The sequence below is a fragment of the Actinomycetota bacterium genome (genome assembly GCA_035640355.1).
Lineage (GTDB): Bacteria > Actinomycetota > UBA4738 > UBA4738 > HRBIN12 > CALGFI01.
On record DASQWI010000026.1, the window covers coordinates 63722 to 76791 of the forward strand.

At 67.7% G+C, this 13070-nt stretch carries 11 protein-coding genes; 6 read left to right on the top strand and 5 right to left on the bottom strand.

Translation table 11 applies throughout. From position 1 onward, the window contains the following. Positions 1–36 precede the first annotated feature (36 nt). Positions 37–1758: an adenine deaminase gene (gene ade / locus VFA08_13020; protein HYZ14509.1), complete on the top strand. Its 1722-nt coding sequence runs from the start codon at positions 37–39 to the stop codon at positions 1756–1758. On the opposite strand, the gene VFA08_13025 is transcribed toward ade, so the two are convergent. Further along, complete coding sequence (locus VFA08_13025) at positions 1755–3614, bottom strand: transketolase (protein HYZ14510.1); 1860 nt, start codon at positions 3612–3614, stop codon at positions 1755–1757. The genes ade and VFA08_13025 overlap by 4 nt on opposite strands. 82 nt (positions 3615–3696) lie before the next feature. Between VFA08_13025 and VFA08_13030 the strand changes: the two genes are divergently transcribed. Continuing rightward, entirely contained in the window at positions 3697–3984 is a 288-nt protein-coding gene (locus VFA08_13030; GenBank protein ID HYZ14511.1) for a hypothetical protein, read from the top strand. 98 nt (positions 3985–4082) lie between these two features. Here the strand turns inward: VFA08_13030 and VFA08_13035 are convergent, their stop codons facing one another. Beyond that, the gene (locus VFA08_13035) at positions 4083–4286 is read right to left on the bottom strand and encodes a cold-shock protein (protein HYZ14512.1); all 204 of its coding nucleotides are present in this window, start codon (positions 4284–4286) and stop codon (positions 4083–4085) included. A 310-nt stretch (positions 4287–4596) separates the two neighbouring features. On the opposite strand from VFA08_13035, the gene VFA08_13040 reads away from it, so the two are divergent. Beyond that, entirely contained in the window at positions 4597–6009 is a 1413-nt protein-coding gene (locus VFA08_13040) for a lysine 2,3-aminomutase (protein HYZ14513.1), read from the top strand. Positions 6010–6015: 6 nt separating this feature from the next. Here the strand turns inward: VFA08_13040 and VFA08_13045 are convergent, their stop codons facing one another. Continuing rightward, the gene (locus VFA08_13045; GenBank protein ID HYZ14514.1) at positions 6016–7248 is read right to left on the bottom strand and encodes a spermidine/putrescine ABC transporter substrate-binding protein; all 1233 of its coding nucleotides are present in this window, start codon (positions 7246–7248) and stop codon (positions 6016–6018) included. Positions 7249–7337: 89 nt separating this feature from the next. Here VFA08_13045 and VFA08_13050 point away from each other — a divergent pair, with 89 nt between their 5' ends. Then, positions 7338–8705 carry an alkaline phosphatase family protein gene (locus tag VFA08_13050; GenBank protein ID HYZ14515.1) on the top strand — a complete coding sequence of 456 codons (1368 nt, stop codon included), beginning with the start codon at positions 7338–7340 and terminating at the stop codon, positions 8703–8705. Positions 8706–8707: 2 nt separating this feature from the next. Here the strand turns inward: VFA08_13050 and VFA08_13055 are convergent, their stop codons facing one another. Both VFA08_13055 and VFA08_13060 read right to left on the bottom strand, forming a co-directional pair. Further along, on the bottom strand, positions 8708–10336 hold the full coding sequence (locus tag VFA08_13055; protein HYZ14516.1) for an alkaline phosphatase family protein: 1629 nt from the start codon (positions 10334–10336) through the stop codon (positions 8708–8710). Between the two features lie 42 nt (positions 10337–10378). Beyond that, positions 10379–11623, bottom strand: coding sequence for a molybdenum cofactor synthesis domain-containing protein (locus VFA08_13060; GenBank protein ID HYZ14517.1), 1245 nt, complete (start codon positions 11621–11623; stop codon positions 10379–10381). A gap of 104 nt (positions 11624–11727) precedes the next feature. On the opposite strand from VFA08_13060, the gene VFA08_13065 reads away from it, so the two are divergent. Both VFA08_13065 and moaA read left to right on the top strand, forming a co-directional pair. Continuing rightward, positions 11728–11997: a DUF6457 domain-containing protein gene (locus VFA08_13065; GenBank protein ID HYZ14518.1), complete on the top strand. Its 270-nt coding sequence runs from the start codon at positions 11728–11730 to the stop codon at positions 11995–11997. A 31-nt stretch (positions 11998–12028) separates the two neighbouring features. After that, positions 12029–13054: a GTP 3',8-cyclase MoaA gene (gene moaA / locus VFA08_13070; protein HYZ14519.1), complete on the top strand. Its 1026-nt coding sequence runs from the start codon at positions 12029–12031 to the stop codon at positions 13052–13054. Positions 13055–13070 lie beyond the last annotated feature (16 nt).

A 13070-nucleotide genomic window follows, 5' to 3' on the forward strand; every position in this document is an offset into this window, starting at 1 on the left:
GATCCTACCGGCAAAACGTTCCGGTACCCTCCGGGCATGGCGCGTGACCTCGCCCGCAGACTGGCAGTCGCCAGGGGCGACGAGCCCGCCGATGTCGTGCTCCGCGGCGGCACGGTGCTCTCGGTGTTCACGGGGGAGCTCGTTCCCGCCGACGTGGCCATCTCTGGCGAGTACGTCGCGGGCGTCGGCGAGGGCTACGAAGGGTCTGAGATCGCCGACGTCTCTGGCCTGATCCTTCTTCCCGGCCTCGTCGATGGCCACATGCACATCGAGTCGACCAAGCTGATGGTCGACGAGTTCGCGCGCGCCGCACTCCCATGGGGAACGACGACGGTCGTGCTCGATCCGCACGAGATCGCGAACGTCTTCGGCCTGGACGGCGTTCGGTCGATCCTCCGGAGCGCTGACCAGGTTCCCCTCGACTACTTCGTCATGGCATCGTCGTGCGTCCCCGCATCGCCGTTCGAATCCAGCGCCGCGACCGTCACCGCCGACGACATTGCGCGATTTCTCGCCGAGGAACCGAACGCGATTGGGCTCGCGGAGATGATGGACTTCCCGGGCGTCGTCGGCGGAGCCGACGACGCCATCGCCAAGATCGAAGCCGCGTCCGGCCGGCAGGTCGACGGACACGCTCCCGGTCTTTCGGGACGCGCGCTGAACGCCTACCTCGCGGCCGGGGTCCGGAGCGACCACGAGTGCACGACGTTCGATGAGGCGCTCGAGAAGCGACGCCTCGGCATGTGGATCATGATCCGCGAGGGATCGGCAGCGAAGAACCTCGAGGCCCTCGTTCCGCTGGTGCGGCGCTTCGGCCCAACCAACTGCCTGCTCTGCACGGACGACCTCGAGCCGGATCATCTGCTCGAACAAGGTCACGTCAACGACCTCGTCCGCAAGGCCGTCGCCTTGGGGGTCGCACCCGCCGACGCGGTCGTCATGGCCACGCTGAACGCCGCGCGATATCACCGCCTGTACGAGCACGGCGCCGTTGCGCCCGGTTACCTCGCAGATGTCCTCGCCGTTCCGGACCTCGCGTCGTTCCGACCCGAGCGCGTGTGGAAGCGGGGACGCCTGGTCGCCGAGGACGGGCGGGCACTGCCCGTTCCGAAGGCCAACGCGCCGGACTGGATGCGGGGCAGCGTCCGGGTGCGTCAGCTCTCGGGTGGTGACTTCGCGATCGTCGCCAACGGGCGCGTCCGAGTGATCGGTGTCGAGGCCGGACAGATCGTGACGAAGGCGCTCCAGGACGAGCCCGGCCGCCGCAACGGAGTCGCGGCCGCCGATCCGGAACGCGACCTGGCGAAGATGGCCGTCGTCGAGCGTCACAAGGAGACGGGTCGTATCGGGCTCGGGTTCGTCCGCGGCTTCGGTCTCCGGCGCGGCGCGCTCGCGTCGACGCACGCGCACGACGCCCACAACGTCGTCGTCGTTGGAGTCGACGACGACGACATGGCCGCCGCGGCGAACAGACTCCGCGAGATCAGCGGCGGTCAGGTCGCCGTGGCGGATGGCCGCGTCGTCGGAGAGGTCCCCTGCCCGATCGGCGGACTGATCTCGGACCGCCCGGTCGAGGAGGTCGCGTCGTCCGTTCGCGCGATCGGCGTCGCCGCGCGCCAACAGCTCGGGGCGACGCTCCCCTCGCCGTTCATGGCGATGTCGTTCATGGCGCTGTCGGTCGTTCCCGAGCTGAAATTGACCGATCGCGGCCTGATCGACGTCGATCGGTTCGAGATCGTCCCGCTCGAGATCGGTTAACCCAAGAGCGAGCGAACGGTCTCGGCGATCTTCGACGCCGAGATGCCAGCCCACTCGCGCATCTCTTCGGGTTTGCCGGATCCCGGCATGTCACGAACCGCGATGACATGAACTCGGCCGGCGATCTCACCTTCGCTCGCGAGCGCGCCCAGCACCGCCTCTCCCAGACCGCCCTCCGGCCAGTGATCCTCGACGGTCACCACGAGCCCCGTCTCGGCGAGCGCCGTATGGAGCGTACCGGCGTCGATCGGCTTGATCGAGTACGCGTCGATCACACGCGCCGAGATGCCGTCGTCGGCGAGCGCATCGGCCGCCTTCATCGATTCGAACACCGTGACACCGGCGCCGACGAGCGTGACGCGGTCGTCTGCCGACGAGCGAAGCACGACACTCCCGCCGACCCTGAATTCGACGTCCGCGTCGTAGAGCTTCGGGGTCTTCTCACGCGTCGTCCGCAGATACGAGATGCCCGGAAGGTCGGCCATCGCGACGACGAGCTTGGCCGTCGAGTTGCCGTCCGCGGGGTAGAGGACGGTCGATCCGTGGACCGCGCGCATCATCGCCAGGTCCTCGAGGGCCATCTGCGACGGTCCGTCCTCGCCGATCGACACGCCCGCGTGCGAGCCGGACAGCCGAAGGTCCGCGCGGCTGATCGCGGCCATCCGGACGAAGTCGTACGCACGCGTGAAGAACGCGCCGAACGTCGCAGCGAACGCCGTCTTGCCGAGCGACTGCAGGCCGACGGCCATGCCGACCATGGCCTGCTCGGCGATGTAGCTCTCGACGAAGCGTTCGGGAGCGACCTTCTGGAAGTCCTCCGTATGGGTCGAGTTCGACACCTCTCCGTCAAGAACGACGACCTCCGGCCGTGCGGCCAGCGCGGCGAGCGTCTCGCCGAACGCCTTCCGCGTCGCGATCTCGCCGCCGTACGTCGGCACCGTCACGGCTCCGCCGCGTTCGACCGGCCTGGCTCCCGCCTCCGGTTTCGGTGGGGTCACGTGGAGGTCGCGTACGCCGCCGAGCTCAGCGATCGCGCGCTCGGCCTCCTCGGACGACAACGCCTTGCCGTGCCACCCCTCCTTGTCCTGCAGGAACGAGACGCCGTGACCCTTCTGCGTCTTGGCCACGACGAGCGCCGGGCGCCCGGCGGACTCGGCGTCTCGGTACGCGGCATCGATCGCCTCGACGTCGTGACCGTCGACCGTGACCGCGTACCAGCCGAACGCCCTGACGCGCTCGGCATAGACGTCTCCCTGCCACTCGAGCATCGTCGGACCGCGCTGTCCGAGCCGGTTCATGTCGAGGATCGCGATCAGGTTGTCTAGGCCGTGGAACGACGCGTTCTCGAACGCCTCCCACACGGATCCCTCCGCCGATTCCGAGTCGCCGAGCATGACCCACACGCGGGCGGGGATCCGGTCCAGCTTCATCGCCAACGCCATTCCCAGGCCGATCGGCAGCCCCTGCCCCAGCGATCCCGTAGCCACGTCGATCCACGGCATGTCGGGGAGCGGAACCGGATGACCTTGGACCGGGGAGCCGAACGTCCGAAACGTCATCAGCTGCTCGTCGTCGATCGCCCCGATCGCCTTCAACGTCGCGTACAGCAGCGGCGAAGCGTGACCCTTCGACAAGACGAACCGGTCGTTCGCGAGGTTCTTGGGATCGGACACGTGGGTGCGCAGATGCGTCGTGTACAGGACGGCGACCAGCTGAGCGGCCGAGAGGGAGGACGTGGGGTGTCCCGATCCGGCCGCCGTCGACGAGCGGATCGAGTCGACGGCGAGCTGGGCTGCGAGCTCCATCCACCCGTCCCGCGACGTGGCCGGCTCGGGTGCGCGAACGTCGTTCTGCATGGGGACCTCCGGAGCTCGCGTTCGGACGATCCAGCTTACGAGCGGCTGCGGCCCAACGAGGCCCTGCTACCCTGAACGACCAATGGCCGACTACAAGGAAGTTCGCGTCGAGCGCCTGTACCTGAAGGTGCCGAACACCGACAAGCTTCGGAAGAACGCCGCCGGACGACACCGCCATCTGCTCGCGGCGGGGTGGCGGGAGGTCGAGCGGAAACCTCAGGTCGATCACCTCTGGGTGCGCTACGAGCGCTCCGGTCCGCCGCCGCTCAGGCTGCGACTGCCCCGTCCCGACAAGGACGCAGGGCGGTTCGAACGCCGCCCACGAGGCGGGCGAGACTTCGGGCGGGGCGGCCCGCGCGGACGTCGCTGACGCCAAGGCCGCAGCGCCGGATCCACAGAACGTGACGAGGGACCCGCGATCGCGGGTCCCTCGTTCTTGCGTTGTTGTTCTTGCGTTCGTTGGAAGGTTCAGCCGACGAGGCGGACGTTCGATGCCTGCGGACCCTTGTCCCCCTGCGTCACCTCGAACTCAACCTGCTGGCCCTCTTCGAGGTTGCGGTATCCGGCGCCCTCGATCGCGCTGAAGTGCACGAAGACGTCCGGTCCACCCTCCTGAGAGATGAAGCCGTACCCCTTCTCCGGGCTGAACCACTTCACCGTACCGGTTGCCACTGAGCGATCCCTCCTTCCTCGGCCGTCCGGGCCTGGTGGTGCCGCCCGTCGGGCCTCCGGCGCCTCGGCGCCGGGAGGGAACTGCTCGCGTTGCCGAACAACCGTGCGGTGCCCTCGACAGCCGACGATATCACCATGGCTCGGCGCGCCGCCTCGGGAATGCGCACGCACTTGCCGCCTAAAAACTCCCGAATGATGTTCGGAGTTCGGGGTGTTCGACTGAACGAACCGCGGGTACGATGTCCCGGTACCCTGATCCTTCCGGCGCCCCCGGGGCCGACCTGGAATCGCGCCGATGAGAGGACGAGCGATGGAGACAACGCCCCAGGACAGGACCCGTCCCCGTCACGAAGCCGGGCACGCCCACGCCGCGGAGCAGCCGTTCACCTATCCGCTCACGCGCGAGTACGTCGAGCCTGACTGGACCAGGATCCCCGGCTACCGCGACGTCACGAAGGAGGAGTGGGAGTCCGCGCAATGGCAGCGCGCCCACACCGTGAAGAACCTGAACGAGCTCAAACGGGCGCTCGGCGAGCTCCTCGACGACGAGCTTTACGCCGACATCGAGCGCGACCAGCTCGAGCGCGCCACGATGTCGATGCTCCTCCCGCCGCAGATGCTGAACACGATGGACTTCGCCGATCTTCGCGCCGATCCGGTTCGCCGGTACATGGCACCCGCGTTCGGCGATCGCGCGACGGAGTTTCCCTCACACCCGATGGCCTCACGCGACTCCTTGCACGAAGCCGACATGTGGGCCGTCGAGGGACTCACCCATCGCTACCCGACCAAGGTCCTCGCGGAGCTGATCCCGACCTGTCCGCAGTATTGCGGTCACTGCACGCGGATGGACCTCGTGGGCAACGACACCGAGCAATTCCTGAAGTACAAGTTCGAGGCGAAGCAGAACGAGCGGTGGGACGCGATGCTCGACTACCTGCGGCGCACGCCGAGCGTCCGCGACGTCGTTGTCTCCGGCGGCGACATGGCGAACGTCCCCATCAAGCGGTTGCAGGGGTGGCTCTTCCAGCTGCTCGACATCGAGAACGTTCGAGATGTTCGCATCGCCACGAAGGGCTTGATGGGCATCCCCCAGCACTTCCTCCAGGACGACGTGCTCGCCGGCTACGAGGCGATCGCCGAACGAGCGCATCAGCGCGGCGTCGAGGTGGCGATCCACACCCACGTGAACGCGGCGCAGCAGGTGACGCCGCTCGTCGGCAATGCCGTTCGGAAGATGCTCGACATGGGCTACCGCGACGTCCGCAACCAGGGAGTGCTGCTCCGCGGCGTGAACACCACCCCGAACCAGGTCCTCGAGCTCTGTTTCATGTTGCTCGATCACGCCAAGGTAATGCCCTACTACTTCTACATGTGCGACATGATCCCGAACAGCGAGCACTGGCGACTCTCGGTATGGGAGGCACAGGACGTCCAGTTCGCGATCATGGGATATCTGCCGGGGTTCGCCACTCCTCGCTTCGTGTGCGACGTCCCGTTCGTCGGTAAGCGCTGGGTTCACATGGTGAGCGGATACGACCGCACGAAGGGGATCTCTCGCTGGCGCAAGAACTACCGAACGGGAATCGAGCACGACGACCCGGAGGCGCTCCAGCGCGAGTACCCCTACTACGACCCGATCTACACGCTCCCCGAGGAGGGTCAGGCGTACTGGCGCGAGTTCCTGGCGCGCGAACGAGGCCTCGAGCTCACCCCCGTCTGACCGCGCTCACGCCTCGGTCACCGTGCCGAACTTCTCCGCCCACGCCTGGAACGTCTCGGCGTCGTACGCGTGGTACTCGTGCAGGTTTGCCTCGAGCGGGTTGTCGGGCGGGAACAGCAGTGGGCTCTCGGCGAGCGTCTCGTAGTACTGCGCCGTCCCACCGCGCGACTGCTGCGCCTTCTCCCGCATGAGCTCCTGCACGCCGGCGACGGGCGTCATGTACAGGACCCAGTCGGTCACCTGCACGGCGATCTCGGGCTGGTAGAACCAGTCCAGAAACAGGTGCGCGTCGGTTGGGTGCTCCGCGCGCGCCGGGATCTCGAGCGGCGTCACCCACAGCATGCCGCCCTCCTCCGGCACCACGAATTCGAGATCCGGAAGACCGGCTATGTACTTGTAATAGAAGACGTCGCCGGACCAGGCCATCGTGGCCCACGTGTTCCCCGACGCCATCTCGTCGACATAGTCCTGGCCGTAGTAGCCGCGAACGATGCCCGCCTCCCGCTGCTCGATCAGTCGTTCGGTGGCACGATCCACGTCGTCGAGGGTCGCGTCCTTCGGCTCCACACCCTGCATCAGCAGCGTGAGGCTCACGGTGTCGACCAGTTCGGTCAGCATGCCGACGTGACCGGCCAGCCGCTCGTCCCACAGGTCGGCGAAGCGACGGATCTCGAACCCGGTGCGGTTGGGGTCGTACGCGATACCGGTCACTCCACCCTGCCACGGCACGCTGTATGCGTTCATGGGGTCGTACGACGGATCGCGGAACGCCGGCAGGAGGTTCTCGCCGACGTGCGGGATCCGATCGCGGTCGAGGGGCTCGATCCAGCCCGCCTGCCGCATCAGTCCGGCCACCCAGTCAGACAGCGCGATGAGATCCCAGCCGGTATCACGCTCCTGTTCGAAGAACGGGACCAGCGCAGCGAAGAACTGCTGGTTGTCGTTGATCACCTCGCGGTAGCGAACGTCGATGTCGTACTCGCTCTCGAACGCCTCGAGCGTGGGGCGGTGTCCGCCGCGCGCCCGGTCGATGTACAGCGGCCACTGTGCGACGGAGAGCTCACCGGCAACGGGCGGCAGCGGCTCGTTCGTCCCGCGCACCTCGGCCCCGTCGGATCCGCACGCCGCGAGGAGCGCTCCGAGCGTGCTTGCGCCGAGCGCACCACGACCGGCGCCACGAAGCAGTCGCCGCCGCGAGATCGGTCGTTCCAGCCAGCGTTGCAGGTCGCCGTAGATCATCCGCCCCCCCTTGCTCTCTCCCCACGGCTGCGTCTCGTGCCGGGCGCGCAATCCTGCCACACCGCAGGCGCGCGGTAGGGTTCCGCGCCGTGCCCCGGATCTGGTTCCCGCTCGCACTCGCGCTGGTGTTCGCGATGGTAGCCGCGGCGTGCTCCCCAGACGACGAGCCGTTCGTGTGGGATCCGCTTCCACCAGCCGACTACGGCACGGCGCCGGATCGCGTCGACGCCGGCGAGTTCGAGACGCTCACGCCGATCAAGCACGTCGTATACGTGATCAAGGAGAACCGGACGTTCGACAACATGTTCGGGCTGTTCCCCGGCGCGAACGGCGTGACCGTCGGCGTCGACCGCGGCGAGCAGCGGCCGCTCACGCGGGCGGCCGACCTACTGCCCACCGACATCAAGCATTGCTACCGGTGCGCGCTGGATGCATGGAATGAGGGCGCGATGGACGGGTTCGCCACGATCAGCGAGGCTGCGGACCAATATGCGTACACGCAGTACCTGCCCGGGGATCTCCCCAACTACTGGGATTGGGCGACCGAATACGTCCTCGGCGACAACTTCTTCGCCAGCGCCCACGGCCCTTCGTTCCCGAACCACCTGTACACGATCGCCGCCCAGTCCGGCGGCGCGCACGAGAACCCCGGGCAGAACCAGGTGCTGCTCCGCGAGCGACACCGCACGACCGGGCTGTTCAAGTCGTGGGGATGCGATGCACTCGACACGGCCTACGTGAACATCGTCGACAGCGAGGGCGTCGAGAAACGGGTGCCCCCGTGCTTCGACTTCCTTACAGAGGGGGACCTGTTATCCGCCGCCGGGATCCCGTGGGCTTACTACGCGGCGACGCAGTACCAGAACGGCTACGTCTGGTCGGCGTACGACGCCGTTCGCCACATCCGGGAGGATGAGAAGTACTGGGCCGAACACATCTTCCCCGTCGACCGCTTCGCTCGGCACGCGCGGGAGGGACTGCTTCCGCCGGTGACGTGGGTGACGCCGCGGTTCGAGGTGTCCGAGCATCCCGAGTACAGCATGTGCCACGGCGAGAACTGGACGACGAGGGTCGTGAACGCCGTCATGGAGAGCCCGGACTGGGAGAGCACCGCCATCTTCATCACGTGGGACGACTACGGCGGTTTCTACGACCACGTCCCGCCGCCGCAGGTCGACGACTTCGGGTTCGGGATCCGCGTTCCGCTGCTCATGATCTCGCCCTACGCGAAGCGCGGCTTCGTGTCGCACGAGCTCGGCGAGTTCTCGAGCGTTCTGCGGTTCATGGAGGACAACTGGGGATTGACGCAGCTCACGCACCGAGACCGCGAGGCGACGCCGCTCCTGTCGGCGTTCGACTTCGAGCAGAACCCCCGGCCGCCCGATCCGCTCCCACTCCGCACCGATTGCGAGGGCCTGAAGTTCCCGGACCCTCGCCGCTACGAGGGACCGGGGTGAGCTCAGTCGAACGGTGAGCCGATCGTCCGAAGGTAGGGCCACCCCGCGCGGAAGTGCGCGAACGACGTTCCGTACGGGCATTCGTCGCGCAGCGGGAGCACCAGCTTCTTGAACCTCGGATTCTCAAAGTCGAAGGCGCCGAGCAACGGATTCGCGTGCCGATCGCGCGCCGTCATCGGTTCGAGGCCGAACAGCTGCTCGATGAACGCCAGCACCGAGCTGAACTCGTAGGTCGTCGTGTCGACGTACCCGCCGTCGCGGCTTTCGCCGGACCGCGTGTACGGGCTGATGATGAGCGCGGGCGTGCGCGGGCCGAGACCCATGATGTCCGTCTGCGGGGGAGGTACGGGGTCGTAGAAGCCGCCGAAGTCGTCCCACACCACGACGATCGCCGTCGACTCCCAGTACTCGCTCTTCATGATCGTGTTGATCTGGTGCACGGTCCAGTTCTCTCCGGCGCAGACGGACTTCCCGCCACCGGGATGTTCGTTGTACGACTCGGACGGGACGATCCAGGAGACCTCGGGCATCTCGCCGACGCGGACGTCTCGCACGAAGTTCTCCGGCGGCTCCACCTTCCTCCACATGGGACCGCGTCGGACGTGGCGGATCATCTGGAGAGCGTTCATCCATGCGTTCTCGTTCGCGTAGTACTTCCAGCTGATCCCGGCCTCCTCGAGCTGGTCGGGGAGCACCGCGATGTCGAAGCACAGACGGATGCTTCCCCAGTACTCGGCGAGGTCGTACGTGTTCGATCCGTTCGACGTGATGTCTCGTTCGAGCTCGAGGATCCGCTTCTCGTTCGCGCGGGCTGCCGGAGGGTTGAACCGTGTCGCGTACTCCGTGGTGTCGTCACAGTAGTTTCCCTCGTGATCCGTCGTCGACTTGTTGTCGACGATGTAGTTCGCCTGCGCCGCAACCGTGTACAGGTGTTCCGGCAACGTCGGCCCGTACATCGAAGTGAAGAAGTGGTCGGCCAGCACGAATCGGTCGGCGTAGGCCCAGTAGTTCGGCAGCGTGTCGCGGTCGTGGTAGACGTACCCGGAGAGGTCGCCCCCGAATTCCGCCGCTCGGTCCCCCGACATCGGGATGACCCCGTTCATCCGGTTGAACCCGTTCATCTTGCCGCGGTTGATCGCAGTCAGGCCGCACCGAAAGCAGTGTGTCAGGTCGTGAGGCTGCACATCGGTCGCTGGCTGGAGGCGGACGATCGGCCCATCGCTGCACCCGTCCTCGGTGCACTCGATCGTGCCGCCGAGCGTCGCGCCGTCCGCGCCGGGATACGTCGCGAAGTAGTTGTTGAACGTTCGGTTCTCCTTGACGATGAACACCACGTGCTCGATCGGCGTCTCGCCGGGCACGATCACCGTCGGCTCGGATCCGTCGCCGTTCCCGTCGGGAGGACCACTCGGCGATGGCCCGCCGTTGCCCGCGCCGCTCGGCGATGGAGCAAGCGCCGATCCACCGTTTCCCTCCGGACGCCCCCACGCCCAAACCATCACCGCCGTGAGCAGCACGACGACGCCGACGAAGACCAGGAAACCGCGCCGGCGAGCGGCACGTCGTCGCTGGAAGCGGAGGCGGCTTCGCGGCACGGGCACGCGGGAGCCGGGCCCGGGCGTGTAGCTCACGTCGAGAGCCTATCGTCGGGCGGCGACGGGCTTGCCGCGATATCAGGAGCCGGGCGAACGCGCGTCCAACCAACCGCCGTCGCGTCGGTGACGTGCGGCGACGACCCCGGCCGCGATCGACAGTGCGATCTCATCGGGTGTCCGTCCGCCGAGATCGAGGCCGACCGGTGAACGGATCCGCGCGAGCTGCTCCTCATCGAATCCACGTTCACGAAGGACCGCGACGTACGGCCCAACGTGGCGGCGGCTCCCCATCACCCCGATGAACCGCGCGGGTGTACCCAGAGCATCGGAGAGAGCATCGGCGATCCCCGGCGCGTCGTGATCGGTGAAGATCACGTCGGTTCGAGCGTCGAGGCGAGCCTCGGCGATCGAAGAGACCACCCCTCCGCCCGCGCGATCGTCGGCTCCAACCCGCTCCGCCCGGGGTTCGACGAGGACCGTCTCGTCGCCCAGACGAGCGGCATGACGGAGAAGCGCACGCGCGACGTCCGTTGCGGAGATCACGACGAGCCTTGATCTCCGGGGAGGCGGCTCGAAGAACACGAGCACCTGGCCGCTCTCGTGTCGGTACCGGCGCGTCTGCGGTTCACCCGTCTTCGAGATCTCGGCCGCGTCTCGCACCGCTGCGTCGTCGAACTCGGCACAACCGAGCGTGCCGCGGACCTCGCCGCCGGGGACGATCCGCATCGAGTTGCCGACCTTGCACGGTGGCGCGCCCTCGACCTCGACCGCCCGGACGTCGACCCATGAACGTTCGTCGTCGTGCGCATCGTGATCCGCGTGCCCCGTAGGGTGCTCGCCGGTTCGCCCACCGAGCAGTTCGATCGCGTGCGGAACCACGGGCAGAACGGCCTCGAGGCTCTCCCGTACCCCCTTGGGGCTCCCCGGAAGGTTCAGGACGAGCGTCGAGCCGCGGCTCCCGGCGACGGCGCGAGACAGCGCGGCGAGCGGTGTCTGTTCGAGTCCCGTTCGCCGCATCAGCTCGGCGAGCCCGGGCGCCTCGCGATCGATGACTGCCCGCGTCGCTTCGGGCGTCACGTCTCGGGGGCCGAACCCAGTTCCACCGGTCGTGACGACGAGGGCGGTCCGGTCTCGATCGCTCAGTTCGCGAATGGCGCCCTCGATCCGCTCGCGCTCGTCCGGCACGACGACGCGCCGGACCACGTCGAGGCCGCGCTCGGCGAGCAGGGACTGCGCGACGTCGCCGGACTCATCGGTGCGCGTCCCGTGCGATACACCGTCGGACACCGTCACGATGGCCGCACTGCGACGAGAGCCCTGCACGCGCCTCATCCTGTCAGAAAGGTCGGCCCGGACCGTCGACGGCACCACATCGCTGCGTCGGCAGACTAGGTTCTGTCGATGCCGATGCGAACGAGGAGGGACCGATGGAACGGTGGATCGACGAGCTCGCCGACGCACTTGACGCCGAACGGCTGTCGAAGGACGAGGTCGCTCGGTTGCTCGGAGCGGCGCGCGACGTCGCTCATCGCGTGGAGCGGAAGGTGACGCCGCTCGCGACGTTCGTGCTCGGTCAGGCGGTGGGCAGGAGCGTGGCGGAGGGGACGGAACGCTCCGTCGCGCTCGACCAGGTCCTCGGGACGGCGAGCTCGCTGCTGCCCACGCCCTCCGAGGGGGAGACCGCGCCGGACGAGTGAGGCCGCCTCCCGGGTACGATGACGAGAACCCATGAGCGTCCACCCGGCCCCGTCGTCCGCAGCGTTCACAAACGAGCCGCTGCTGGATTCGTTCGGCCGCGTCGCCGACGACCTCCGGCTCTCGGTGACCGACCGTTGCAACTTCCGCTGCACGTACTGCATGCCCGCGGAGGGCCTGAAGTGGCTCCCGAAGGACGAGATCCTGTCGTTCGAGGAGCTCGCACGGTTGCTGCGCCTGTTCGTCCGGCTCGGCGTCCGATCCGTCAAGGTGACCGGCGGCGAGCCGACCGTTCGCGCGGATCTTCCGTCGCTCGTGGCGATGCTTCGGGAGGCAGCGCCCGCCGTGGACATGTCGATGACGACGAACGGAGTGCTCCTCGACCGGCTGGCGGGCCCGCTGGCGGCCGCGGGCCTCGACCGCGTGACGGTCTCGCTCGACTCGTTGCTCCGTCACCGGTTCGAGGAGATGACGCGGCGAGACGCGCTCGATCGCGTCCTCGCTGGGATCCGCGCCGCCGAAAGCGCCGGCCTCGTCCCGATCAAGATCAACTGCGTCGTGATCGGCGGCACAAACGAGGACGAGGTCGTCGAGTTCGCTCGGTGGTCACGCGAGCATGGGCATACCGTTCGGTTCATCGAGTACATGCCGCTCGATGCCGAGCATGCGTGGGAGCGCGCGAAGGTCGTCCCGTCGGCGCGGATCCTCGAGGCCATAGACGCGGTGTACCCGCTCGTCGCCGATGGGCCCGATCAGGAGCCCGCAACGAGCTACCGGTTCGCCGACGGATCTGCCGGGGGGGTCGGCGTGATCGCCAGCGTCACCGAGCCGTTCTGCGACTCCTGCAACCGTCTTCGAATCACCGCCGAGGGGCAGCTCCGCGCGTGCCTGTTCGCGCTCGACGAGACCGACCTACGCGGTCCGATGCGCGCGGGCGCCGCTGACGAGGACCTCGAGGAGCTGATCCGCTCGAACGTGTGGGCGAAGTGGTCGGGGCACCGGATCAACCACCCCGACTTCGTGCAGCCCGAACGGAGCATGTCCGCGATCGGCGGCTGACGGCGGCCGGCCTGGT